The 25,304-nt window shown below is 55.8% G+C and carries 20 protein-coding genes; 2 read left to right on the forward strand and 18 right to left on the reverse strand.

Features of this window, described 5'->3' with window-relative positions; all coding sequences use genetic code 11:
• Positions 1-66: 66 nt before the first annotated feature.
• The 9 genes from lon to JRJ26_03625 all read right to left on the reverse strand — a co-directional run bounded on the left by lon (position 67) and on the right by JRJ26_03625 (position 11,920).
• Positions 67-2,313 carry an endopeptidase La gene (gene lon / locus JRJ26_03585; GenBank protein MBW2056559.1) on the reverse strand — a complete coding sequence of 749 codons (2,247 nt, stop codon included), beginning with the start codon at positions 2,311-2,313 and terminating at the stop codon, positions 67-69.
• 712 nt (positions 2,314-3,025) lie between these two features.
• A complete protein-coding gene (locus tag JRJ26_03590; GenBank protein ID MBW2056560.1) occupies positions 3,026-3,958 on the reverse strand; it encodes a phosphotransferase in 933 nt (310 codons plus the stop codon).
• A 68-nt stretch (positions 3,959-4,026) separates the two neighbouring features.
• Complete coding sequence (locus JRJ26_03595; GenBank protein ID MBW2056561.1) at positions 4,027-4,863, reverse strand: M55 family metallopeptidase; 837 nt, start codon at positions 4,861-4,863, stop codon at positions 4,027-4,029.
• 16 nt (positions 4,864-4,879) lie between these two features.
• A complete protein-coding gene (locus tag JRJ26_03600; protein ID MBW2056562.1) occupies positions 4,880-5,848 on the reverse strand; it encodes an ATP-binding cassette domain-containing protein in 969 nt (322 codons plus the stop codon).
• A gap of 19 nt (positions 5,849-5,867) precedes the next feature.
• Positions 5,868-6,842 (reverse strand): ABC transporter ATP-binding protein, encoded by a 975-nt coding sequence (locus JRJ26_03605; protein MBW2056563.1) that lies wholly within the window; start codon positions 6,840-6,842, stop codon positions 5,868-5,870.
• A 26-nt stretch (positions 6,843-6,868) separates the two neighbouring features.
• A complete protein-coding gene (locus JRJ26_03610) occupies positions 6,869-7,738 on the reverse strand; it encodes an ABC transporter permease (protein ID MBW2056564.1) in 870 nt (289 codons plus the stop codon).
• Between the two features lie 36 nt (positions 7,739-7,774).
• Positions 7,775-8,713 carry an ABC transporter permease gene (locus JRJ26_03615; GenBank protein MBW2056565.1) on the reverse strand — a complete coding sequence of 313 codons (939 nt, stop codon included), beginning with the start codon at positions 8,711-8,713 and terminating at the stop codon, positions 7,775-7,777.
• A 95-nt stretch (positions 8,714-8,808) separates the two neighbouring features.
• Positions 8,809-10,245, reverse strand: a complete 1,437-nt coding sequence (locus tag JRJ26_03620) for an ABC transporter substrate-binding protein (GenBank protein ID MBW2056566.1) — start codon at positions 10,243-10,245, stop codon at positions 8,809-8,811.
• 733 nt (positions 10,246-10,978) lie between these two features.
• A complete protein-coding gene (locus JRJ26_03625) occupies positions 10,979-11,920 on the reverse strand; it encodes an acetamidase/formamidase family protein (protein MBW2056567.1) in 942 nt (313 codons plus the stop codon).
• Positions 11,921-12,918: 998 nt separating this feature from the next.
• On the opposite strand from JRJ26_03625, the gene JRJ26_03630 reads away from it, so the two are divergent.
• Positions 12,919-13,329, forward strand: a complete 411-nt coding sequence (locus tag JRJ26_03630; protein ID MBW2056568.1) for a single-stranded DNA-binding protein — start codon at positions 12,919-12,921, stop codon at positions 13,327-13,329.
• 137 nt (positions 13,330-13,466) lie between these two features.
• Here the strand turns inward: JRJ26_03630 and JRJ26_03635 are convergent, their stop codons facing one another.
• The 7 genes from JRJ26_03635 to JRJ26_03665 all read right to left on the reverse strand — a co-directional run bounded on the left by JRJ26_03635 (position 13,467) and on the right by JRJ26_03665 (position 21,335).
• On the reverse strand, positions 13,467-14,378 hold the full coding sequence (locus JRJ26_03635) for a LysM peptidoglycan-binding domain-containing protein (protein MBW2056569.1): 912 nt from the start codon (positions 14,376-14,378) through the stop codon (positions 13,467-13,469).
• Complete coding sequence (locus tag JRJ26_03640) at positions 14,375-15,631, reverse strand: serine/threonine protein kinase (GenBank protein MBW2056570.1); 1,257 nt, start codon at positions 15,629-15,631, stop codon at positions 14,375-14,377. The genes JRJ26_03635 and JRJ26_03640 overlap by 4 nt, the downstream gene beginning before the upstream one ends.
• Positions 15,632-15,975: 344 nt before the next feature.
• Positions 15,976-17,082 carry a rod shape-determining protein RodA gene (gene rodA, locus JRJ26_03645; GenBank protein ID MBW2056571.1) on the reverse strand — a complete coding sequence of 369 codons (1,107 nt, stop codon included), beginning with the start codon at positions 17,080-17,082 and terminating at the stop codon, positions 15,976-15,978.
• Positions 17,066-18,937 (reverse strand): penicillin-binding protein 2, encoded by a 1,872-nt coding sequence (gene mrdA, locus JRJ26_03650; protein MBW2056572.1) that lies wholly within the window; start codon positions 18,935-18,937, stop codon positions 17,066-17,068. The genes rodA and mrdA overlap by 17 nt, the downstream gene beginning before the upstream one ends.
• A gap of 13 nt (positions 18,938-18,950) precedes the next feature.
• Positions 18,951-19,427, reverse strand: coding sequence for a rod shape-determining protein MreD (gene mreD / locus JRJ26_03655; GenBank protein MBW2056573.1), 477 nt, complete (start codon positions 19,425-19,427; stop codon positions 18,951-18,953).
• Between the two features lie 36 nt (positions 19,428-19,463).
• Entirely contained in the window at positions 19,464-20,294 is an 831-nt protein-coding gene (gene mreC, locus JRJ26_03660) for a rod shape-determining protein MreC (GenBank protein ID MBW2056574.1), read from the reverse strand.
• A gap of 3 nt (positions 20,295-20,297) precedes the next feature.
• On the reverse strand, positions 20,298-21,335 hold the full coding sequence (locus tag JRJ26_03665; GenBank protein MBW2056575.1) for a rod shape-determining protein: 1,038 nt from the start codon (positions 21,333-21,335) through the stop codon (positions 20,298-20,300).
• Positions 21,336-21,761: 426 nt separating this feature from the next.
• Between JRJ26_03665 and JRJ26_03670 the strand changes: the two genes are divergently transcribed.
• Positions 21,762-23,672, forward strand: a complete 1,911-nt coding sequence (locus tag JRJ26_03670; protein ID MBW2056576.1) for a SurA N-terminal domain-containing protein — start codon at positions 21,762-21,764, stop codon at positions 23,670-23,672.
• A gap of 18 nt (positions 23,673-23,690) precedes the next feature.
• Here the strand turns inward: JRJ26_03670 and JRJ26_03675 are convergent, their stop codons facing one another.
• Positions 23,691-24,035, reverse strand: coding sequence for a PilZ domain-containing protein (locus JRJ26_03675; GenBank protein MBW2056577.1), 345 nt, complete (start codon positions 24,033-24,035; stop codon positions 23,691-23,693).
• Between the two features lie 376 nt (positions 24,036-24,411).
• Positions 24,412-25,134: a sulfite exporter TauE/SafE family protein gene (locus JRJ26_03680; GenBank protein ID MBW2056578.1), complete on the reverse strand. Its 723-nt coding sequence runs from the start codon at positions 25,132-25,134 to the stop codon at positions 24,412-24,414.
• Positions 25,135-25,304: the final 170 nt, after the last annotated feature.

Genomic DNA, 25,304 nt, shown 5'->3' on the forward strand with positions numbered 1-25,304 from the left:
AAGACCGCCGAGCCGGTTTATTCAAGGACCCGGGCAAACGCCGAGCCCCTGAGCCCACCTGATCCACTAATCTACCAGAGCCTCTTTCAGAACCTCTCGGATGTGGCTCGCGAAGACGATCTCGATATTCTTGAGAAGCTCCCCGGGCATCTCCTCCAGGTTGGCCTGATTCTTCTTGGGAAGAATCACCTTCTTGACCTCTGCCCTCAGAGCAGCGTGGATCTTCTCCCTTATTCCTCCTACAGGAAGGATCTTCCCCGTAAGGGTGAGCTCCCCTGTCATGGCAACATCGTGTCTCACCGGATTCCCTGTCAGGAGCGAGATCAGGGCCACGGCGATTGTCGCCCCTGCGGAAGGGCCATCCTTGGGCACGGCGCCTGCAGGGAAATGGACATGAAAGCCATGGTTGGGGAAAAGGCTCTGCGAGATGCCGTGATCTCCTGCATGACTCCTGATATAGCTGAGAGCAGCCTGAGCGGACTCCTTCATGATGTCTCCCAGGGATCCGGTCAGAAGGAGACCCTTTTCCCCTTTTATTCTGGATACTTCCACGAACATGATCTCCCCGCCGTTTTCCGTCCAGGCGAGACCGGTGGCAATGCCGACACAGTTCTTTTCCTCCTTCACCTCGCAGAAGATCCGGGGGGGTCCGAGGAATTCTTCCACGGTATTCTCGTCGATGACGTCCCTCTTTTCCTTTCCCTGAGTCAGCTCGCGGGTGACCTTGCGGCAGATCGCGGCGATTTCTCTCTCCAGGTTCCTAACCCCTGCCTCCCGTGTGTACTCGCGTATGATTTTCTGGATCGCCCCGGGCCTGAAAGTTATTGGGTTTTGGCTCAACCCGTTCTCTTCGATCTGATGGGGAATGAGGAAATCACTGGCGATCCTCTCTTTCTCTTCGTCGATGTAGCCTGGGATGTGGATCACTTCCATCCTGTCCCTCAGGGCAGGAGGGATAGGAGAGACGCTGTTTGCCGTGGTGAGGAACATGACCCGCGAGACGTCGAAGGGGACATCAAGATAGTGGTCGGTGAAAAAGGAGTTCTGCTCGGGATCCAAAACCTCAAGGAGAGCGGCTGCCGGATCTCCACGGAAATCCTGGCCGATCTTGTCGACTTCATCCAGCATAAAGACCGGGTTGCTCGTTCCGCTCCGCCTGATCTCCTGTATGATTCTTCCGGGGAGGGCCCCCACATAGGTTCTCCTGTGCCCCCTGATCTCGGCCTCGTCTCTCATGCCTCCCAGAGATATGCGAACGAACTTCCTTCCCAAAGCCCTGGCAATCGATTTGCCGAGGGATGTCTTGCCGACCCCTGGAGGGCCCACAAAGCAGAGGATAGGACCCTTCATGGTCTTTTTCATTTTCTTGACAGCCAGGTACTCGAGAATCCGGTCTTTCACTTTCTTGAGATCGTAGTGGTCTTCATTCAGAATCGCTTCAGCGCGATTGATGTTGAGGTTGTCCCGGGTGCTTCGACTCCAAGGGAGGGTGACCAGATAGTCGACATAGGTTCTGGAGACGGTGTATTCAGCCGACGTGGGATTCATTCGCTCCAGGCGGCTGATCTCTCTCTCGGCAACCTCTTCGACCTTCTTGGGCATCTCGGCGGACCGGACCTTTTCCCTCAACTCGTTGATCTCGGCCGCATGAGGATCCTCCTCCCCGAGCTGCTTTTGGATCGATTTGGTCTGCTGCCAGACCATAGGGTTTTTCTGGGTTCTTGCCGGGTCTCTTGCTGATCCGGACCCGGGAGCAGTACGGGCTTCGAGGTTCTTAATCTCCTTGCTGAGAATGAGAAAGACCTTCTTGAGCCTTTCCAGAGGATCAAAGCATTCGAGGATCTCCTGCCTTTCCGCCAATCCCAGGCTGAGGTGCGTAGCGACAAGATCGGCCAGCCGTCCCGGGGTGTCCACCTGATCGAGAAGCAGGTCCGCCTCTTCAGAAAAGGGCTTTCCCAAAGAGACCGAGAGTCTGAAGAGAGAACGAGTGCTTTCCAGGAGGGTGTCTGAGATCATCGACTTCCTGTCGTGGTCCTTTACTTCTTCCACATGAGCCAGGAGAAAGGGTTGGTGGGAGACCAACCTGCCCATGAGGATGCGGCATAGACCTTCGACCAGGACCTGGGCACCGCCTCCAGGCAGCCTGACTACCTGGAGTATGGTTCCCGCCGTTCCCACAGAGTAGAGATCATTGAAGTGCGGGCTTCCCAGGGTCTCTATTCTCTGAGAAAAGAAGCCCCCCATATAGTTGGGTGAGATCGTCTGGAGGAGATCAACGATACTGTCGGACCGGAGGAAAATGGGCAGGACCATGTTGGGGAAGAGGACGAGCCCCTGCAGTGGAATAACAGGAAGCTTCTTCGGAATGGGAAACACCTTTGCCTTGGTTGCGTACCTCACGTGGAGATCCTCGGCTCCATACGTCCTCTCAGCACAATGGATGTTGAATCTTATATGATAATGGTTTTTCTGTCAACATACCGGGACGTGGAGTTTCCCGAGTTTTCGGCCGCGGATTCTTGCAAGTATATGACTTCACGATTTTTTTTCTGTTTCGGCAGGAGAACACCCTTGTCCCCTCGCTCCTGAGCTCACGGGGTGGCCCTATCGGGGTTGGCGGGTGGGCAGTTCCTGCCCCCTCCCCACGAACACGACCCACGAGCACGAACACGCCCCACGAGCACGACTCACGAATCACGAATCACGACCACGCCCCACGACCACGACTCACGAATCACGACCACGAATCACGAACACGACTCACGAATCACGACCACGAATCACGAACACGAATCACGCCTCACGACCACGACCTTTCCCCTCCCCGCTCACCCCTGATGGGTACCCCACCGCTTCCGCAATGTCGCCCGGAGGCAAGGGTGTTTTCCAAAAGTCAGGAAACTCCACACCGGGAGGGGAGTCCCGCCCCTCACGTGAAGCATCTCTGACCCTGATCCGGACCGGTTTGGTAAGTCCGTGGGAAGGCGGCCGACGAGGATCGTCCTCCCACGGGCTGCTCGAACGTCTAGGACGGCAGGCTCAGGCCGTAGCGCTCCCTGAGATACCGGATATTCTTCTGGGCGTTGTCGTACTTGGCCTTACCGTAGCTGTAGAAATCAAAATCGATCTTCGAAACCCTTGATTGTATCAGACTCCAGAGAAACCAGTAGATGTCCGGAAAGGGCTTGAAGAGATCCGTCATGTAAATGTGATGGTCGGTGTTCGCTCCTTGCCAATAGAGATCCAGAATCCTCGCCTCCGTCTCCCTGGGGACAAGGATCTCTTGAAACATATCGGCCAGATCGTAGTAGGGGGTACTCATCCCCGCGTATTCCCAGTCAATCACGTAGATTGAGCGTCCGGATTCGTCTCTTTTCTGGCCGAGGATGAAGTTGTCGGCCAGAAGGTCGTTGTGACAGGAAACATACTGGGCCGGCGTGATTCGGGCATGATTGGAGATCTTCTCCAGAGAGGAGATGGTCTTTTCAAATTCGAATTCCCAGTAGGAGGCATCTATCCCCTGGAGAATCCGATAGAGCCGTCTTACCTGGACGAGAGGATCGAAGACAAAGGGAAGGGTCACGCCGCTCTGGTGAATGGTTCGAATCGAACGGACGATCTCTTCCCAGAGGTCTTCTCTCAAGAAATCTTCGTTCTTCAGAACGTATCCGGGGATGAACTCCACAACGGTCACCCTCTGGTCGGGCAGGTATTTGATAAGTCTCGGAGTGATACCTGTCGATGCGATCAGTTTGAGGTTTTCCACTTCCACGTCCCGGTCGATGAACAGTTCGGTCTTCTCCCCGTACAACCTTACGACAAGGTCCTGGCCCTTGGATGACCGGACCCGATACAACCTGTTGGTGATCCCGCCTTTGAGTTCTTCGATCACCACTTCCGAACCTTCCAACTCGGGCATGAGTTCCAGCAAGCCTTCGCGGGTGAGCTCTTCGTCCATTTCCTGTTCCTCATGATCCAGGCTTGAGCCCTCGTGATTTCGACAGGGCCCTCTCCCGGCGGTTTCGCCTATCCGTACAATTCATCGCTGGCTGTCCAGCCGAGAAGCATGCACCCGAGAAACGCCTTGAAGGCTCGAATGAAGTCGGTGTCTGTCACCGAGACCGTCCGTGAGTCTTCGCGGACCACACCGGGGAAGAGAGTAGGCAGGGCAGCCTCGCTGGTTGACATAAACTCGATCTCCAGCTTGACCTCCCCCTCGACCTTGAGGGGTTTGAATTGGTTTAGTTTCTTGAGGGCGTTCCCGGCGGCTTCCCTTATGCGGCGCCCTGTCTCCTTCGGGGGGTAGCATCTGGCCGTCCACCTGTCGATACCTTCCTTCACCACGGCGGTCTCGACGTTCCCCAGTACCGACTTGGCTTCTCTGGTAACCTTGTCGTCTCCTGCAACCATGACGACAGGTACATCGTAATACCCGGCAATGGCGGCATTGAGCTGGGTTTCCCCGATGGGCTCTCCGTTCAAACGGACGCTGATGATCTCACGGCCCAGGAGAGTATGATTCGCCACGGCCTCCCCTGTTCCGGCCTTTGCGTGATATCCAACAAAAAAGGCCGCGTCGAAGGTGCTGTCAATCCCCTCCATCATGCAGAGGGGCTTGTGGATACCGGAGATGAGGCTTGCCCTGGAATCCAGTTCTTCGAGCAGTATGTTTCGCATGGTGTAGTGGGAGTCGTTTACGAGGACCTCGGTGGCTCCCCCTTCAAATGCCCCGTCAATGGCGGCGTTGACATCGCCTGTCATCATCTTTCGGAACCGTTCGTACCCGGGTTTGCCCTCTACTACATCCAACATGTTGGTGACCCCGGTTGCTCCTTCCATATCCGCTGAAATAAAGACCTTCATGACCGTATCCTCCTTTTCATTGGTAGAGTATGCAACTCACGTAGTGTCCGGGCTCCTTTTCCACGAGCTGTGGAGCCGTTTGGGAACATTCGGGCCTTGCGAGGAAACACCTGGGGTGGAAATGGCAGCCCTCCGGTGGATCCACCGGGCTGGGAATCTCCCCCTTGAGGATGATCCTCTCCTTTCTCCGGGCCTTTATTGACGGTGAAGCCGAAAGCAGCGCCTTGGTGTACGGGTGAAGGGGGTTTTCAAACAGGATCTCTTCCCTTGCCAGTTCGACGATTTTCCCCAGATACATGACTGCGATTCGATGAGAGATATGCTCTACCACGCTCAAGTCGTGGGATATGAATATGTAGGCCAGCCGGTGGCTCCCCTGAAGGTCTTTCAAAAGATTGATCACCTGCGCCTGGACCGAGACATCAAGGGCTGAGACGGGTTCGTCGCATACGATCAATCTCGGCTCCACAGCCAGGGCCCGGGCGATGCAGACCCTCTGCCGCTGTCCTCCGCTGAACTCATGGGGGAGGGATCTGAGAAAAGAGGGGGAGAGGCCGACCTCCTCCAGCAGTTCCTCTATCCGTTCCCGCCTATCGGTACCACTGGAAAGATGGTGAACCTCGAGCGCCTCTCCCAGGATATCTTCGATAGTCATCCGGGGATCCAATGAAGAATAGGGATCCTGAAAGATGATCTGCATCTCCTTTCTCAGTTCCTTGAGTCTTTTCTTGCCCAGGGCGGTGACATCTTCTCCTGAGAAGAAGACCTTCCCGGAGGTCGGTTCGACAAGTCTCAAGATGCTCCGGCCTACCGTGCTTTTTCCGCAGCCGCTCTCTCCCACCAGTCCCAGGGTTTCGCCGGGTTCCAAGGCGAAGCTCACGCCGTCCACAGCCCGGACAACAGCCCGGGACTTCGAAAAAAAGGAGCCCCCCAAGGGGAAGTATTTGACGAGATCAACAACCTCCAGGATCGGTTCTCCTCCCATCGGACAGCTCTCTACACCCCTAATTCGCGAGTCGGTCAATATGGTGGCATCTCACCCAATGGCGTTTTCCGACCTGCACCATGTCAGGAACCGCCGCAGTACAGATTTCGGTGGCCCGGCTGCAACGGGGATGGAACTTGCAGCCCCGGGGAAGAGCAAAAAGACTGGGTACGGAACCCGGTATGGCTGAGAGCCGGGACGTCTTGAGACCGATCATTGGAACAGAACGGATCAGCCCCAGAGTGTATGGATGAAGGGCTTCCCTCTCCAGTCCAGAGGTATCCAGAACCTCCACCACATGACCGCAATACATTACCACCACCTGCCTGGTAGACTCACTGATCACGCCGAGGTCGTGAGTCACCAGAATCACGGCCATCCCGTTTCTCTCCTGGAGGCGGGCGAGAAGCTCCAGGATCTGGGCCTGAATCGTCACATCGAGGGCTGTAGTAGGTTCATCGGCGATGAGGAGGCTCGGATTGCAGGCGATGGCCATGGCAATCATCACTCGCTGTCTCATCCCGCCGCTCAACTGGTGTGGATAATCCTCGGCCCTCCTGTGGGGGCTGGGTATTCCCACCTGGGAGAGTAGTTCGATGCTCGTTTTCTTTGCCTCGGCTGCTGAGACTGCCTGGTGGGCACGGATAATTTCGGCAATCTGGTACCAGATCTTGTAGACCGGGTTGAGATAGCTCATCGGCTCCTGAAAGATCATGGAGATCCGGTTGCCCCTGATGTCTTGGATCTCCCGGTGACTGCAGGAGAGAAGATCCTTGCCCTCAAAATAGATACTTCCCCCTGCGTAGTACCCCGGAGGCCGGGCGACCAGACGGAGGATGGAGAGGCATGTCACCGATTTCCCTGACCCGGACTCCCCCACCAGTCCCACCGTTTCTCCCCGGTTTACGGTGAAACTCACGCCGTCCACGCTCTTGAGGGAGCCTTTCCCGACCCTGAAATAGGTTTTCAGGTTCTCGACTTTCAAAAGACACAATGGCGGCTGCTCCTGCGGGTGGGACCTCAGTCTTTGGGTCGTAGAACATCGGCCAGACCATCTCCGATGAGGCTGAAGCCGATGCCGATCAACATGATAGCCAAACCGGGAAAAGTGGTCATCCACCAAGCTTGGTAAATAAATATTCGTCCTTCACTGATCATGGCTCCCCAGTCCGGGGTAGGGGGTTGCACGCCGAGTCCTAGAAAGCTTAGGGAGGATGCCAGGAGAATACAAAGAACCACATCTGTAACAGAGAAGACAAGAGCCGGAGTAATGGCGTTCGGAATGATGTGGCGCCGAATGATGTAACCTGTGCTGCAACCAAGAGCCCTTGCGGCCTCGATGAATTCCATCTCTTTCAGGGAGAGGATCTCCCCGCGGATGATCCTGGCGTATGCTGTCCAGCCCACCAGCCAGACCGAAATGAAAACGTTTCTCAATCCAGGCCCGATAATGGCGAGAATCGCTATTACCAGAACGAGATAGGGCAGGGCGATTGTCACATCCACCAGTCTCATGATGATGTCGTCCAGGCGGCCTCCGAAATAGCCGGCTATGGAGCCCAGAATGGTCCCCACAACCAGTGGAACAATGACGCAGCCGGTGCCTATAAGCAATGCCGTCCGCCCGCCGTAAAGAATCCGGGTGAGAATATCTCTTCCGAAGTTGTCGGTGCCGAGCCAGTGGAGACGGGACGGGGGCTGAAGGGCCTCCAGGAGGGAGGTCTTGATGGGGTCGAACTTGGTCAAGAAAGGGGCGAGAAGGGAGGCCCCAGTGATCAGACACACGATGAGAAAGCCGATCAGGAAGGTCTTGCTGCGAAAGACCCTCCTGATCAGATTCTTTTCCCTCTGTGTAACCTCTATGAGAACCTCTGCGGTTGTATATTCCATTGCCCTTCCTCGGACCTGCTACAACAGGGCGAATGCCTATTCCCCCATACGGATTCGAGGGTCGAGATAGCTGTAAAGGACGTCCGTAACAAAATTGATCGTAATGATCAAGAAACCGAAGACGAATGTCACCCCCTGGACCATGGGATAATCCCGCTTGAAAATGGAACCGACCAGAAGCATTCCGATTCCCGGAAGCGAAAACGTCGCCTCGATGACAACCGTGCCGCCGAGCAGCCAACCGATGTTGACCCCGAAGATGGTGACGCTCGGGATCAAGGCGTTGCGGAAGGCATGCCTGAATGTTACTTCCCACTCCTTCAGGCCCTTTGCTCTGGCGGTTGTCACGAAGTTTGCCTGCAGTGACTCGAGGATACTCGCGCGCAAGGGACGGAGAATGACTGGTGTAAGGTACAGGCCCAGAACAAAGGAGGGCAAAACCAGGTGCCAGAGCCTCTCTCCAAAGGTCTTTCCGAACCCGGAGACAGGGAAGATCCCCCACCTGACCCCGAGAAACATCATCAGCAGCAAGGCCACCCAGAAAGAGGGCATCGTGAAGCCGAAGAGCGTGCCGAGACGGATCATATTGTCCCGTAAACCCCTGGGCCGGAGCGCTGAAAGGACACCCAATGGGACGGCAAAGGCGATCGAGATGACAGCGCCGAGGCAGATCAGCATGAGTGTGGCCGGAAGCCGCTGGAGGATTACCTCGAGGACGCCGGTCCGGTAGGCTATGGAGGTCCCCAGGTTTCCTTTGAGGAGATTTGCCAGGAAGGTGACGTACTGGACTATCAGAGACCTGTCCAAACCGAGGGCGTGCCTCAACCTTTCGATATTCTCGGGCGTTGCCCGGATTCCCAGCATTATGCGGGCCGGGTCTCCGGGAATCAGGTGGATGATGAGAAAGACGAAGACCGTGAGCCCTAACAAGACGGGGAGGAAATGGAGGAGCCGGCGGAGTACATATCTACGCATGGTTCAACGATCTTTTTCAGAGAGAGTGAGACGACGGTCAGGGGGTGGGACCCGGCTCGGCGACGGTTGCCCTGTCTCACCGGGCCCCTTTCTTGTCACTCCTCGAGCCAGACCTCCTCGAGACGGTAATTCCCAGTGGGAAGGACCTTGAAATTGTGGACCGTCTTAAGCACGGCACATCTGCTGGGGCTCCGATACAGCAACAAGAGCTGCGCATCGTCCACCTGCATCTGCTGGAGTCGACTGTACATCTTCATCCGTTTCTCGTGATCCGTTTCCGTCTGAGTGGCCCTGGCGAGCTTATCGAACTCCTCGTTTCGCCAAGAGGTGAAATAGGCCTTGCTCCCCCCTCCGTACACGCAGGCGAAGAAAAGCAACTCGTCTGGGTCGACGATATCGGTTGTCATATAGGCATCGGATATCTCGTAGTCGAGCTGAGAGATTCGGTCCCACCAGGTCCCTTCTTCCACCATCTCTATGTTGACATCGATTCCTATCTTGGCGAGCTGCTCTTTGAGGATCACGGCCCTCTGCGTGTACTCGGCACTCCCCGCGATGTTCAGAAGAGTGGTCTTGAAACCGTTTGGCCGGCTGGATTCCTTCATAAGCTGTTTTGCCTTTTCGAGGTCATAGGTGTACCCCTTGATCGATCTGTCCAGACCAAGCATGTTGGGCAGGAAGGTGTTGGCCACCTCGCCATAGCCGAACAGGACGCTCTTGATAATGGCCTTTCGATCGACCGCATAGTTCATTGCCTGGCGGATCTTGAGATCGTTATACGGTTCCTTGAGGTGGTTGAACAGGAGAAAATCGATCTTGGTCAGGGGGTTGATTTGCATGTCGATATCCGGATTCGCCTTGAGCTGGGCGATCATGTTGTAGGGGATGAAGTTGGCCACATGGATGTCTTTGTTCATGATGTTGAGGATCCGTGTGTTGCTTTCAGGAATGATCTTCAGGCGGACCGCATCGAGGTAAGGCATCCCCTTGCGCCAGTGGTCCTTGAACCTCTCGAGAACGATCTCATCTCCCCGTCTCCATTCCACGAATTTGAAAGGGCCGGTTCCCACTGGATGGGTTCCAAAATACTCTTCCCCTTTTGCCTCCATGTACTTCTTGGGAACTATGGAAGCGCTGAAAAGAGCCATGGTGGAGAGGAAGGGAACGTACTTCTTTTTCAACGTCACCTCGAAGGTGTAGGGGTCAATGATCCTCGTTCCCTTTATGATTTGGAACATGTCTGAGAAGAAAGAGCGGGGATGTTGATAGAGGCGATCGATGGAGAACTTCACGTCTTCAGCGGTCATGGGTGTCCCGTCATGGAATTTGACCCCTCGCCTGAGGTGGAAAGTGTAGACCAGCCCGTCATCCGACACATCCACACTCTCCGCCAACCCGGGTTCGGTCCCTGTTCCCTCCCGGTTCATTCGAACCAACTGGTCAAACATCAGGAGAATGTCCCAAATGGCGGGGTTATCGATGGGGATGACAGGGTCATAGGTCGTCGGGTCCATGACCTTGCTTACTATCAATGTACCTCCATACCGCGGGCCACCCGCCTGAGCCTGAGGAACAGACCCACGGCAAAAGAGAAAAACAGAAAGAACCACCAAGCACAGAGCGACAATCTTACCTTTGGAATTCGAAATCATCGTCTCCCTCCTTCAGGTTCTGACTTTCCAAGTCGGTACCCCCAGAACCTCCTGATCATCTCCTCATCGCCGGGACATTGATTATTCCGGGTCATGACCGACTCGTTCTTTGATAGCACATGGGGTATTTTGTTGTCAACCTCTTAAGAGGCGTGGAGTTTCCCGGGTTTTCGGCCGGGGATTCTTGCAAGTACGTGACTTCATGATTTTCTTCTGTTTTGGCAGGAGAACACCCTTGTCCCCTCGCTCCTGAGTTCATGCGGTGACCCTATCAAGGCTCGCGGGTGGACAGTTCCTGCCCCTTCCCCACGAACACGACCCACGACTCACGACCACGAACACGACTCACGAACACGAACACGAACACGACTCACGAACACGAACACGAACACGAATCACGACCTTCCCCCTCCCCGCTCACCCTTGATGGGTACCCCACCGCTTCCGCAATGTCGCTCGGAGGCAAGGGTGTTCTCCAAGAGTCAGGAAACCCCGCCTTCAGAGCGGGGATCCGCCCGGTTCTGAGGGGACCTCTGGCTTGAGACGGACCCTGCCGGAGCGGCGGAACTCCCGTCAGGAGTGAAACAGATCCCCATCCCCCAGATGACATCCGTCACCGGTGGTGGAAGAAGTCCCTCCTGATCTTTACCATGGCGGCTTGGAAGTCTCCGACCAACTGGCACGCCCTGACCTCACCCACTTGGCCGAGGAGGTGATAGGCGTCCATGAGGGAGAAGCCGTGAAACCTGTTGAGCCGGTGGATCAGGTCGAAATAGGCGTGTTTGATGTTCTCGGAGAGGGGCTCTCCGAAGTGACACCCTATGGAACCGATGAAGTCTCCTCCGTTGATCTGGGGACAGCCAACATACTCTGCCAGGTCATGGGGGATCACCTCCACTCTCACCTTGACCCTGGCCGAGACCTCTATGGCCACACCCGTTATCTCTCCGTCTCCCTGCACGGCGTGGACGTCACCCATTCCGAGCAAGGCCCCCTCGGTATTGACCGGAAGGACGAGCCTGTTTCCCGTGGTTATTTCTCTGCAGTCCACGTTGCCGAGGTGCTCGGCACCAAACTTGAAACTCCCTATTCTCTCGGCTCTGGGAGAGACCGAGATCGTCCCCACCATGGGTGAGACGGGGATGGCGATCTCCCCCCGGCTGACGGGCAGATAGGCGAGACCGTTTTGAATCCTGCAGATCCTCGTGTCGGGGCCGAGATCATCACCGAGCTGGTAAGCAGAAGAGAGCATTCCCAGTCTGGGGACGTAGGTCGTACAGCCACTGTCGGGCAGATCTATATCCAGTATGTCAATCGCCAGCAAGTCGCCCGGGCGGGCCTCCCTTACGAAGACCGGTCCAGTAATAGGGTTCCACCCTGGAAGCACCTCAAGGCTCTGTGCAAAGGAGGTAAACGTGTCTCCTTCACTCTTGACCATTTCACTGAAACAATCGACCGTTTCAAAGATCACCTCTGTTCCGGAAGGAATCTCCATGGCAGGTTTTACATCCGGACCCACGAAATAGCTCAGCCTTTGTTTGGATATGGTAACCATCGCATGCCACCTCCGGTCTGTTTGGTGTTTCACTTCGATCGACAGAAACCCGGCAAGCCATGGTGTGCATGATGCCACTCCCCCTGAAAAACTGCAACCTTCGGCGCCTCTGACGGTCCGGGTTTCCTGTTCCGGCCTCTGCGCCGGAGGGAGTGGCCGGGTGGTCTCTGGATGTTTCCACCAGAGTCCTGCTCCGCCGTTGTGAGGAGGCGTTGACACCTCAGAGGCTTTCTTCTATACTCCTCTCAGAGCTCGGACAGGCCGGGCCGTGGAGATGTCACAGAAGGGGTCCTGTAAAGAGTCGAGGCCCTCGGTCGGAAGGGCTGTTCGGCCGAAGCCAGGCAGGAAGGGGGGAGGGCGGTGAGATATCTCATAGCCGTTCTGGCGTCCGTGTTTTTGATGGTTCTTTGGCTTGTGACAGGTGGTGCGGAGGGGCAGAGTTCGGCCTCTTCTAAAACCACGCCCGGTACCCAGACCGTCGAGGAGGAGGAGCGGGTCTATCCTATTGCCCCAGGGGTTTGGTATCCCGGTGAACCTCTTCCCGAGAAAGCAATGCGATATTACAGGGTGAGGTGTTGGCCCGGTTGCCATCGGGGAAGCTCCTACGGCAAGTATCCGGATAGGCCCTTGAACATGAAACCCATATTCCCGACAAGTTCGTTGGATCTCTGTCCCTCTGGCAAGGGTGAAGGCGGATGAGGGGCGAACATCCCCATCCGTCGCCCTCAGGCTCTCGCGAAGACTCTTTCGGGGTGTGCGAGTAGAGGGGATCTCGCCCCTTGTCTTGGACTGCCTGAGGAAACCGCGCATCACCGTGGATGGGTAGCCCGCCGCTTCGGCAGCATTGCTCGGGAACGAGGGTGTTCTCCAGGATTCAGCAGCTGCCTTTTGTTCCTTGCAAAGTGCCCTTTCCCGTGCTAACCTGTTCCACCTGGGACCGGAAAGGCCTTTAGAAAGGGGCTTTGCCTCGATTAATGAAGATGATAGGGGGGAGAGTCATGGCTGGGGTGAATAAGGTGATTCTTATCGGGCGGTTGGGAGCCGATCCTGAGATCAGATACACCAATACCGGGACGGCGGTGGCGAATTTCTCGCTGGCCACCAGTACCAACTGGGTGAACAAGGACGGGGAGCGTGAAGAGAAGACCGAGTGGCACCGGGTGGTGGCTTTCGGACGGCTTGGCGAAATCTGCGGTGAGTATCTGAGCAAGGGCAAGCAGGTCTATGTTGAGGGCCGGTTGCAGACACGGTCCTGGGAGGATAAGGACGGCAACAGGCGGAAAACCACCGAGATTGTGGCCCTCCAGTTGCAGATGTTGGGTGCTCCCTCAGGGGACCGCCCACCGATAGAAGAGGAGACTGTGCCCCGCCCCGAAGAACCCGTGGGTGAAGATGATATTCCTTTCTGATCGGTGGTTGGATCAGGCTTCAGGGACCTTCCGGTTTTGCCACGAGAAATCGGGTCCGGCCGGCAGGGACGGGGAAACCAGCGACCGCGGCACAAGAGGCCTTTTGCTCGCCTTCCGGTCGTGGCCTCGAAAGTGTCTCACCGTTTTTTTCTCTTCGCCGCCTTTTCGAAAACCTGGATGATCTTGGGTGAGACGTAGACGGGATCGAGCTTCATGTGGGGGTTCACCTTGAGGGCTTCCAGGAATGAGTCCTCGGCTTTGGTGCGTTCGTCGAGGGCCACGTAAGCGTATGCAAGAAAGCGGTATGCCTTGGCAACGTCCTGCTTGCCTTTCAATCCGGACTCGAGGGCCTTTTGCAGGTTTCTGACCGCACCGGAATAATCACCCGTGAAGTAGTTCTTTACGCCCCTTTCCAGGAATGCCTCTGCCCTGTTCGTTGCGGCTACGCTCCCCGGTAGGGGAGTGTTGACGGCACGGCTCTTTCTCTTCACGATTCTCAGGTCTCCAATGGGCAGGATCAAGTGGGTGCCGGGCCTGAGTGTGAAAGGATACCCGATACGGTTGTACGAGGCTATGAGATCGAAGGCGGCGGTGTCACCGTAGTACCGCTGCGCGATCTTCGAAAGGGACTCTCCCCTTCTCACGGTGTGAGGTATTTCCACGGGCAAAAGGATGTTCATGCCCGCGGTAAGGTTTCTGGGATCCTTGATCCCATTGAGCTTTGCCAGCCCCCGAGACTTTCCGGGATCATTGAGATACTTCTTGGCGATGAGAGACAGGGTCTCCCCTTTTCTCACGCGGTGCGTCCTGACCTCGGGTATGACAATGGTCCAGCCCGGCTTGATCCTTCGGGGATTATTGATCCCGTTGTACTTCATCAGGAGGAAAGCCTTGGCGGGATCCCCGTAATAGTGCTTTGCCACTATGGCAAGGCTTTCCCCCTTCTGGATGGTGTGACGGACGAAAGCCTGGCAAGGTACGGCCTGGAACAGGAGAAAGACGGTAACCGCCGCGATTCTTCTGACTGTCCTTGGTATGTCGGGTCTCATGATCCCATCTTCACGATGATGAGGCGCTCCTCCCCGGGGTTCAGGTCGATCTCCATGGTCTTGGAACCGAATGTGGAATGTGTGAAGCGGAGGCTGTGTCTCCCTGGAACGAGTACGACCGGGTCTGCCGTGGGTGTTGTGGTTACGTACTTGCCGTCCACATAGATCCTGGCCCACGGGTAAGCCACTATCTTGATTCGCCCGTAATCTGAGGGGCTGTAGCGGGCCTTCTCACCCTGTACGTAGGAATCCTGTTTTTCATGAGGTCTTATCCCGTGGTTCCTCAGCCCGTAGTAGCCGAGGAGAAGCGCCGCGATAGCAGCCGCGGGGAAAGCCCATTTCCATGTCTTGGAGAGAAAAAGAGACTCCCTTGGTGTCTCTTCCCCGTTTGAGAAGACCGTGTCGATGAACTGGGAAAGGACCTGGTCTCTCCGATGGCTTGTTCTGGGCAGGAGTTTTTCCAGGGCTATCTTGAGATCTCCCATGTTCTGAAATCTTCGCCTGGGGTTCTTTCTGATGCATCGGAGGATGATCCACTGGAGTCGCCAGGGCACCTCTTTGTTGATCAGCTTAGGCCACCTGGGCCGGTTTTGGAGGATCTTGGTGATCACGCCTTCGAAGTCGTCTGCTATGAAGGGGCGGACCCCTGTCACCAGTTCGTAGAGAACGATGCCGAGGGAAAAGATGTCGGACCTGCCGTCTGGCCGTTCGCCCTTGACCTGTTCAGGTGACATGTAGGCTGGCGTCCCAATGGCTATCCCCTTCTGGGTCAGCGTGGGTTCCTGAGGGGTATAGGCGATCCCGAAATCTGTCAGCTTTACCTCGCCTCTGCGGGTAACGAAAATATTGCTGGGTTTAACGTCTCTGTGGACGATGCCCCTTTGATGTGAATAATGGAGGGCATCGGCGATTTTTGCCGTAACCGCCACAGCCGCCGGGACCGGCAAATGCCCTCTGGCGGCGATAATCTCGTCGAGGGTCTTTCCCGCGAGATATTCCATAACGAGATAGAGGGATTTCTGGTCTTTCCAGAAGTCGTAGACACTGACGATCCCTTCGTGGGTGAGAGAAGCCGAAGCCTTGGCCTCTCTCTTGAACCGCTCCACCATCTCCTCATCATTTATGAGGGAGGGCAACAGTTCCTTGATGGCCACCTCTCTTTCCAGGGACTTCTGTATCCCCAGGTAGACCGTTGCCATTCCACCCTGTCCCAGTTCTTTCAGGATCTTGTAGTTGGCGATCTTCTTTTTCACAGTTCCTCGTCTGGACAGACCGGCCTCCCGATCCCCGCCTCACTCAGAAAGCACCCGCAGTCCCTCTCTCCTCACCGGATTCATATCGGTTACGACCCGAACCCGCCGCCCGAGTTGCTCTGGAAGATGAGGATCCGCCTCGTGAGGTGGTGGGCATGCCCGAAGAGAGTCAAACCCCTTTGATCTTTCTTGAGAGAACCCTCCTGGGAGACACGTCTCAATGGTGCCCGGACCGCCCTTGGAGATGCAAATTCTGTTCCCAAAGCTCGAGGGACGCCCGAGACCAAAGGGGCAACCTTCGTGACAAAGATCCTTTTGTGCAGAGGGGAGATGGTTGGACCGGTTCAGAAGACGTACCGCCTCATGCTGATGTTGAGAAGCAGGCCGATTCCCACCATGACTGTTATCGTGGATGAGCCCCCATAGCTGAGGAAGGGGAGGGGGATTCCCACAACAGGCATCATTCCGAGAACCATGCCCACATTGGTGAAGGTGTGCCAAAAGATCATCGCCACCACTCCGAAGGCCGTAATGGCTCCAAACCGGTCTTTGGAACGGAGGCTAATCTGAAGGCCGAGGAGAAGGACGAGGAGGAAGAGAACCAGAAGTACGACAAGGCCTACGAATCCCCATTCCTCTGCCAGGTTGCAGAGCACGAAATCCGTGTGGCGGGCAGGGATAAAGCCGAGTTTGGTATAAGCCCCCCCCAGAAAGCCTTTTCCCGTCAGTCCGCCTGATCCAATGGCGATTTTCGCCTGTTGGATATGATAGCCCGAACCAAGGGGATCCAGACCCGGATCGAAGAAGGCCAGAATCCGGTCTTTCTGGTAGCCTTTCAGTGAGTTCCAAACAAGAGGCAAGGTAGCCAGCCCGCTCAGGGTCAAAAAGAGAAAGGATTTCAATCGGATCTTGACGAAGAAGAGTATGGAAAAGAGGATAAGGAAGAGCACCATTGCCGTTCCAAGGTCTGGCTGGAGTAGAATAAGGGCCGCTGCCACAGCGGTCCCGAAAAAGGGAATGATCAGGTCCCTGAGCAGATATCCGTCTGCCTTGACATTTTTGCTGAAAAACCTGCTTAGGGCGAGAACCAGGGAGATCTTGACGGGTTCCGAAGGCTGAAAGGAGATGGGGCCTATCCGGATCCAGCGATGCACCCCGCCCGTCATGAGGTGATAGGCGAGTAGAATCAGCAGGGGAACCAGGGAAGCCGGAAATATGACATAGGCAAATGTCTGGTAATGCCGGTAATCCACAAAAGCCACCAGGAACATGACCAGAAAACCCAGAGAGAACCAGATGGCCTGCCTGAGGTAGATGGGGACTCCGTTCAGGGTCTCACCCAGGGTCGTACTGTACAGATTCAGCAGACCGATGGTCATAAGGGAAGATACCAGAAGAATGAGGGACCAGTCGAGATGGTCTATGAGTCTTCGGTCAATTAGATTCAGCACTGCTTCTCTCCCCCAAGGCGATCCTTTTGTGGAGGGGATGGTCTTGATGAAGGACCGCCTCGATGATTCTCCGTGCTACAGGGGCTGCGGCGGAGGCCCCGTGTCCTCCGTGCTGGATCAGGACCGCCACGGCTATGGATGGGTTCTGCCGGCAGGCGTAGGCCACGAACCAGGCATGATCCCGGTACCGGATCGGAAGATCCTGCTCGTTTTCCATTTCTTCAAAAGTCTCGAGCTTCACGACCTGGGCGGTTCCTGTTTTTCCGAACACCGGAACACCCTCTATTCTCGCGGCCTTTCCCGTACCTCTGGGATCTTCGACCACTCCTCTCAAGGCCTGCCGGATGATTTGAAGTGTCTTTTTCGACACCGAGACCCGGCTCATCACCGTGCTCGGGTACTGCTCAATGACGTTTCCGTTCACGTCCTCCACACGCTGCACCAGCTGAGGGCGGTAGAGTATTCCACCATTGGCAATGGCCGAGATCATGTTGGCCATCTGGATGGGTGTGACCAGAATCGCCCCCTGCCCTATACCCGAGACAAGGGTCTCTCCGTCATACCATGCTTCGTGGTATTTTCTCTGTTTCCACACGGTGGTCGGCATCAGGCCGGGTTTTTCGCCACCCAGCCTGATCCCTGTGGGCTTGCCGAACCCGAACTGCCTGGCATACTTGGCGATGGTGTCGATTCCCAATCGGAGAGCAACCTGGTAGAAGAAGACGTCACAGGATTCGACCAGAGCCCTCCGGAGGTTTACGGTTCCATGGCCGCCCTTTTTCCAGCACCGGTAAGTTTTCCTGCCAAGGGTAAAGAAACCGGGGCACTCCAGAGTCTCATCGGGCGTGAGGAGTCCTTCTTCGAGCGCTGCGGCAGCGGTGATGATCTTGAAGACAGAGCCTGGGGGATACTGTCCCTGAATTGCCTTGTTTTGGAGAGGATGAAAGGGTGTGTTCAAGAGGGTGATCCAGTCTTCCCTGCAAATACCCGAGGCGAACAGGTCGGGATTGAAAGAAGGGGAACTCGCCATGGCGAGAATCCTTCCCGACATCGGGTCGATGGCAACAGCCGCCCCGATCTTACCCACCAGGAGATCCTCCACGGCTTTCTGAACTTCGAGATCGATGGTGAGGACCACGTTGTTTCCCGGTCTGGGGGGCACGCTGCTGAGGATTCTGACTTCTCGACCGACGGAATCGACCTCGATCTGGCGTCCTCCATCGACCCCTCTGAGGCTGGATTCCCACTGCTTCTCGACGCCGGTCTTGCCGATGAAGTCACCCTGGCGGTATCCGCTGGATTTCATCTCGTTCAACTCGGTCTGATCGATTTCCCCCAGGTAGCCCACCAAGTGAGAGGCCAGGGAATTGTAGCTGTATGACCTTCGAGGGATCACGTCGACGACCATCCCTGGAAGGTCCATCTTATGGGTTTCGAGAAAAGCGAGCTGCTCTCTCGAGATGTCGGACTTGATCAAGACGGGATAGAAGGGCTGCCGGCCGTTGTGACGGGTTATGCGCAGCCTCAGCTCTTTCTGGTCCATGTGAAGGATTCGGCTCATCTCCGGCAGTACCTGATTCAAATCGTCGATATCCTCGGGGACGAGGGAGACCTGGAAAGAGGGGCGGTTGTCCACAAGGATGTTTCCGTTGCGGTCGAGAATCATCCCCCTTGAAGCGGGTACCCTGCGGATTCGGATGCGGTTGTTTTTTGCCAGTTGCAGGAATTCGTCCCCTCTCACGATCTGGAGATACCATATGCGGGACAGGATAAAGATGAAGAAAACAGAAATCGCGATGACGAAATACCGGTATCTCACCTTGAGATCATCGCTGTGGCTGGAGGAGAGCTTCATCCGTGCTCCTCATCTACGAGAGTGCGAGTCCGATCCGTGTGAGTGCCGTAAAACACAAGGGCGCGGCCAGTGTTGTGGAAAGAACAGACCCGATAATCATCCAACCGAGAGAAGAAATGAAGACCGGCTGTCCCGAGGTGAATCGGACCAAGGCGAGTGTCATGGCCGACTCCATGAGTGCGGCCATGAAGACGAGGCCTGTCCTCGCCGGAAGCGATTCGAAGTTGAGGCGGCCCCTTGTGGTATAGACGACGAAGAAGACGGCCGTCTTGGTCAGGGCGAAAAAGCCGGGGGTACTTCCGGCAAACACGTCCATGAGACATCCCATCAGGAATGCGATGATAGCGCCGGCAAACGTGACAGGGGAGAGAGCCAGATAGACCACCAGGACGAGGACGAGGTCCGGTTTGGAAGGCAGGGAAGAAAGGATGGTCGTCTGGAGCAGAAGAGCCCCACCCCCCGCTGCCAGACAGGTTAGCCAGATTTTCATGATCCAATTTCTCTGGTGCGGCTTTCCGCCGGACGATCAGTCCTTATCGAGGATGACGAAAACCTCTTCCAACTTTCTGAAATCCACAGCCGGTGTAACCTCGACCTTCTGGAAGACGCCGTATGGCTTCTTTTCGACGGCTGTCACGGTCCCGATGACCAATCCCTTCGGGAAGCGCCCCCCCAGACCTGACGTGATTATCAGGTTTCCCACCGATACGTCTTCGCGCCGTGAGACGTAGTTGAGATCACAGAGATCCCCACCTTTTCCCTGGACGATGCCCCTGGCCCGGCTGTCTTGACAAATCGCGTCGACAGAGGAGTTATAGTCGGTGATGAGGAGGACTTTCGACACGTCACGGGAGGTATGGACTACATGACCCACGAGTCCCGCCGCAGCGACAACCACCATTCCCCTCTGGACACCGTCAACTTTACCCTTATCTATAAGAATCGTGCGGAACCAGTTTGACGCATCCTCTCCAATGAGTTCCGCCGGCAGGGTAGGTTTCGGGATCTCCTTCTTGAAGTTCAGGAATCGCCTGAGTCGTTGGTTGGCGATAGCCATTTCGGCCAGTTCGGCATTCTTCCTTCGCAGTTCGGCCACCATCCTTTTCAACGTTTCGTTCTCTTCCCTGAGATTGACGAGAAAAACGTAGTTCTTGATGACGTCTCTGATCGCCCTCACTCCACCGTAGTAGGCCTGTTGGAATGGGAAGAGGATCTCCATGACAAGACTCGGAAACAGCGAAATACTGAACGTCTGACCCGGGCTCGATGATATCATTAGGAAAGAGAGAAAAAGGAGTACCAAGGCCAGGAGGAACAGTCGATATTTTCTTGCGAAGGTGCCGTTTCTCGACCTCATGGCCTAAAACGCGATGGTTGCATTCTTGAGCAGCTCGATGTCGTCAAGGACCCTGCCCGCACCCATGACCACGGCGGAGAGGGGATCGTCTGCGATCGTTATGGGGACACTGGTCACCTCCCTCAGAAGGACGTCGAGGTTCTTCAAAAGGGCTCCTCCACCCACCAGGACGATTCCCTTGTCTACAATGTCAGCCGCCAATTCGGGAGGTGTCTTTTCCAAGGTGATGCGGACCGTCTCGACGATTGTGTTGATCGGCTCCACCAGAGCTTCTCTCACCTCTTCAGCACTGATTTCCAGGGTTTTGGGGATCCCTGTCACAAGGTCCCTTCCCTTGACCTCCATGGATTGGGGTTCGTCGTCCGGGTAGGCCGTTCCGATTGTCATCTTGATGACCTCGGCGGTTCGGTCGCCGATAAGAAGACTGTACTTCCTCTTCACATACTGGACGAGAGCCTCGTCCATCTTGTCCCCTGCCACCCGAATGGATTGACTCGTGACCGTCCCTGACAGGGAGATGACCGCCACCTCTGTGGTTCCGCCGCCGATATCGATGATCATGTTTCCCGTAGCGTCCTTAATGGGGAGATCTGCCCCGATGGCTGCGGCCATGGGCTCTTCGATGAGGTATATCTCCCTGGCACCGGCGGACTCGGCCGATTCTCGAACGGCTCGCTTTTCCACCGGGGTTATACCTGAAGGAACACCTATGACCACACGGGGGCGAACGAAGGTCTTTCGATTATGAGCCCGGAGGATAAAATAGCGAAGCATCTCCTCGGTGATTTCAAAATCGGCGATCACGCCATCCTTCATGGGTCGAATGGCAATTATGGATCCCGGAGTTTTCCCCAGCATGTCCTTGGCCGCCTTTCCGACGGCGACAACGTTCTGTTCTCCTCTGGAGTTCTTCTGGACGGCCACCACGGAAGGTTCCCGGAAGACAATGCCTTTCCCCTTCAGATAGACGAGAGTGTTGGCGGTACCGAGGTCTATGGCCAGATCGTTGGAGAAAACCCCGAGCAGTTGGTTGAAGACCATTGGATTCTCCTCATGCTAAAGCCCAGCGATGGGCTTGGCTTGGTGCTCTTTCCCGGCGCGCCGGGCCATCGCCGGGGGATTCGGCTTCCTCTCGGGTGGCTCCCGTTGTCCCGGCTGGTGATCCAAGATCCCCGCGCGTCTCGTATAAGCGTTCTTTCAGTGGACTCGTCAAACACTTAGCCAGTGTGGTCCGGATGTGCTATACTATCAGAGGCACCGGAAGAGATCAAGACTGTTGCCGCGGGGTTCCCGGACCTACCTGAGGGGAGTTTCCGCGTTCGGGATGCCCGAGGGAGCCCGTCTTGCTCCTCCAAGTCGGTACCTGTCTATTATGCCGCGGGGAGATTCCTTTTTCAAAACCAAGGGCCCGTGCAACGGGGGGCGGACAATTTCTATCTGCAAATTTTGGACCAAGGAGAGTAGTAAATGCTGGGGCTGATGAGAAAAAAGGCGCAATCCTGGATGATTAAGGTGCTTTTCGGGGTTATCATCATCGTCTTTGTTTTTTTCTACGGTTACGGCCGAAGAATGGGCAGGAAAAGGGTCATAGCAGAAATCAATGGAACAGAGGTTACAGATACCCAGTTCAGGACCAAGTACCAGAAAGCATACCAGAATCTGGTCAGATTGTACCAAAGCATGTATGGAGACCAATTCGACGAGGGCATGATCGACCGCCTCGGCCTGAGGGAGAGGGTCTTGAAGGACATTATCGACGAGACTCTGCTGGTCCAGGAGGCCGGGAGACTCGGTCTCCGTGTGACCCCTGAGGAGATTCGGGCCGCGATTCGCTCAAATCCCGCCTTCCAGGTGAACGGTAAGTTCAATGAGGGCAAGTTCATGGCCGTGCTCCAAATGAACGGGATGGGGGAGGATGAATTCGAAAAGAGAGAGGAGCGGAATCGTCTCATCAGGAAGGTCGCAGATCTGATAGGAGTGGGGGGGGTTGAGGTATCGGACCAAGAGGTTTTTGATGCCTATGCCCTGGCGAACGAGAAGATCAACCTCCGGTTTGTCAGGTTCAATGCTGCTTCCTTTGAGAAATCCGTTTCTACGGAGGAGAGTGAGGTCGAGGCTTATTACTCTAAGAACGCCTCCCTTTTCGAGGTGCCGCCCAAGGTGGAGGTGGAATATCTGGTCTTTTCCCCGGATGATTACCTGGAGTCTGTCAGCGTGGGTGCGGAAGAAATCCGGGAGGAATACGAGTACAATCTGGACCGGTACCGGGTTCCGAGAAGGGTAAAAGTCAGCCATATCTTCATAAAGGCCAAAGGGGAGAAGTCGGTCGAGGAGGCGAGGAAGAAGGCCGAGCGGATTCTTGAGGAGGCGAGAAAAGGCGGCGACTTTGCGGCACTTGCAAGGAAGTATTCGGAGGACAAAGACTCGGCCGGGAAGGGAGGCTCCATCGGTTGGGTTACAGAGGGCGGAAGTCTTCCAGACTTTGCCGAGGCGGCCCTCTCTCTGAACAAGGGCGAGGTTGCTCCCCTGTTTGAGGGCAAGGACGGTTTCCACATCGTGAAGGTGGAGGACGTACAGGAGGAGGGAGTAAAGAGCCTGAAGCAGGTAGAGGAGAAGATAAGGGCCGAGATAGCGCGTACCAAGAGCGAGAAATTGGCCGGAGAGGAAGCCCAGGAGGCCTTCTTCTCCGTCTATGATACAAAGGACCTGGAGGGCTACGCGGCCCAAAGGGACAAGACCCTCATGAAAACAGGGCTTTTCTCGAGGAGGGAACGGCTCAAGGAGGTGGGGGGGAATCTCGAGTTCAATGATCAGGCCTTTTCTCTCCAAGAGGGTGAGGTATCCTCACCTCTGGAGATCGGGGGCAAGATCTACCTGATCAAGGTGGTCAAGAGGGAGGATGCTCGGATACCGGCCTTCGAAGAGGTGAAGGAAAAGGTCAGAGAGGAGCTTGTTCGGGATAAGGCCGTAAAGAAGGCCGAGGCCGAGGCTCAGGCGCTCTTGGAGGAGGCGAAGAAGAGCGGGTCTCTGGCTAAAGCTGCCGCCTCTCGGGGATTGAAGGTTGACGAGACGGGCCTCTTTGAAAGGGGCAGCGGCTTCATTCCGAAGGTGGGTCCCGCCCAGGCTCTTGGGGACGGGGTATTCTCGATGTCACCTGAAAGGAGGCTGCTCGACAGAGTGGTCGCCTATGGTCAGGCGTTCTTTGTCGTGGAGTTGAAAGAGGAACAGACGGTGGACATGAAGAGATTTCAAACCGACAAGGAACGGTACAGAAAGAGGCTCTATGCCGAAAAGAGAGGCTACCTCCTCCAACAGTGGCTTGAAGATCTGAGAAAGAAGTCGGAGATCAAGGTCCTGGAAGAGAACATACACATTTAGGGCGAACCGGATGCCCGGTCAGAGGCCTTTCTCCTGTCTTATTCTAAGCTTGGGAATCCACACGCCAAAGGCCAAACGGTGAACGGATCGGCCTCCAGAGAAATCTATGTGGTAATGCTTTATGATCCCCCTTCGGCTGTACGATTTCCCCTCGGCAAGGTAGTTGACCCGTACCTGGCAGTCCTGGTTCTTGAGGAGTCTTCTGAGGACCTTTTTCATGTTGTCACGGGCAAAGGATGACTCGACCAACATTCCATCATCTGAAAGGTTGGCCGTGGTTCCGAAGAAGGTCTTTCTTCCCAGTTCAAAGGTAACGGGAATCTCGACCCTTGCCCTTTGTGAACTCCTTCTCTCCTCTTCCACAGGCAGACGCCTCCACGGCCCTTGTTTCCCTCCTCTCCCCTGAGGGAAAGCTGCTGGTGTGGCCTGATTGTTACCGCCATTAAATCAGATCCAGCGGCAAAGTCAAGGTAGTGCCTTCCGGAGTTTACTGAATTTTCGATCGAGGATTCCCGCGAGTTTTCGACTCTTAGATCGTTTGCCTCCTTGGCGTGAGCAGGTCCTTATGCCTCCCCGGCCACGGATGCCCTATTCCGGGTTTGCATGGAGCCCCTGATCATTTGGGTGGGGCTTCATCAGGCCACGGTGCAGGTGCAAGAGACCTCGTCCCGTGTGTGGAAGGGATGTCCCTTCCATCGGCCGAGGTGGATTCCTCCGGGGACCGAGAGTCAGGGAAGGCTCATAGGGTCTTGTAGATCATGAGGCTCCCCAAGAAGGCGAGCAGAATCAGGATGATCTTTCGGTACCAAACCTCTTTTATTATTCCGTAGACATGGGAGCCGAGGTAAGTACCGAGAGTCAGGGCTGGCAAGGAGATCAGGAAGAATCCTACGACAGAAAGGGTGGTCACGCCTGCGGCAGCCTGGGCTGCCACGACCATCAGGTCCGAGGTGACAAAGAAACCCTGCAGGGTCACCTTTATCTGATCTTTGCTCCACGGCTGTGCGGAGGTATAGACGATTACCGGAGGACCGGCGGCCCCGATGGCCCCTCCGCAACAGCCTCCCAGGAAGCCGAACACATAGGACCACGGCCCTCTCAATCCGGGTAGAGTTGAAGGTCGCAGGAGGGCGTAAGCTGAATAGGAGATCAAGAAAAATCCCACGACACTTTGGATCACCGCGCTGTCGACCTGTTTCAGAAAGAAGACGCCGACAGGGATACCGAGGGTAGCCCCTGCAACCAGGGGATAGATCTTTCTCCAGTCGAGAAACCTCCGAAGCCCGATGAGCAGAACAACCGTGATGGACAGACCGCACAGAGCCACAAGGGGAATCACCGTCTTCACATCGAGGAAGAGTGCAAGCAAGGGAAGGGCGACCAGAACGGAACCGAAACCGGAAACTCCCTGTGTAAACCCGGCAAAGAAAACAATGCAGCATATCCAGAGGTAGGTCGCCACCTTCGTTCCACCATGGATAGGTCTCAACCTCGAACCGGGTCCAGCCCCCTGAAAAAAGGAGCTCACCCATCGGAGCCACTCCACACGCCAAAGGGAGTCACCACGGAAACCCTGTAATTTCCTTTCCCCGGCCGTTCTTCGGTGCCGACTAGATATATACCTGCTTTTGA

This window comes from Deltaproteobacteria bacterium, assembly GCA_019308905.1.
In the GTDB taxonomy this organism is placed as follows: Bacteria; Desulfobacterota; BSN033; order WVXP01; family WVXP01; genus JAFDHF01.

Coding starts and splice junctions, on each gene's coding strand:
- JRJ26_03610 (MBW2056564.1), bottom strand. CDS start 7,738: ATGGAATATACAACCGCAGAGGTTCTCATAGAGGTTACACAGAGGGAA.
- JRJ26_03595 (MBW2056561.1), bottom strand. CDS start 4,863: ATGAAGGTCTTTATTTCAGCGGATATGGAAGGAGCAACCGGGGTCACC.
- JRJ26_03630 (MBW2056568.1), top strand. CDS start 12,919: ATGGCTGGGGTGAATAAGGTGATTCTTATCGGGCGGTTGGGAGCCGAT.
- JRJ26_03665 (MBW2056575.1), bottom strand. CDS start 21,335: ATGGTCTTCAACCAACTGCTCGGGGTTTTCTCCAACGATCTGGCCATA.
- JRJ26_03590 (MBW2056560.1), bottom strand. CDS start 3,958: ATGGACGAAGAGCTCACCCGCGAAGGCTTGCTGGAACTCATGCCCGAG.
- lon (MBW2056559.1), bottom strand. CDS start 2,313: ATGGTCCTGCCCATTTTCCTCCGGTCCGACAGTATCGTTGATCTCCTC.
- JRJ26_03670 (MBW2056576.1), top strand. CDS start 21,762: ATGCTGGGGCTGATGAGAAAAAAGGCGCAATCCTGGATGATTAAGGTG.
- JRJ26_03625 (MBW2056567.1), bottom strand. CDS start 11,920: ATGGTTACCATATCCAAACAAAGGCTGAGCTATTTCGTGGGTCCGGAT.
- JRJ26_03635 (MBW2056569.1), bottom strand. CDS start 14,378: ATGAGACCCGACATACCAAGGACAGTCAGAAGAATCGCGGCGGTTACC.
- JRJ26_03615 (MBW2056565.1), bottom strand. CDS start 8,713: ATGCGTAGATATGTACTCCGCCGGCTCCTCCATTTCCTCCCCGTCTTG.
- mreD (MBW2056573.1), bottom strand. CDS start 19,427: ATGAAAATCTGGCTAACCTGTCTGGCAGCGGGGGGTGGGGCTCTTCTG.
- mrdA (MBW2056572.1), bottom strand. CDS start 18,937: ATGAAGCTCTCCTCCAGCCACAGCGATGATCTCAAGGTGAGATACCGG.
- mreC (MBW2056574.1), bottom strand. CDS start 20,294: ATGAGGTCGAGAAACGGCACCTTCGCAAGAAAATATCGACTGTTCCTC.
- JRJ26_03600 (MBW2056562.1), bottom strand. CDS start 5,848: ATGGGAGGAGAACCGATCCTGGAGGTTGTTGATCTCGTCAAATACTTC.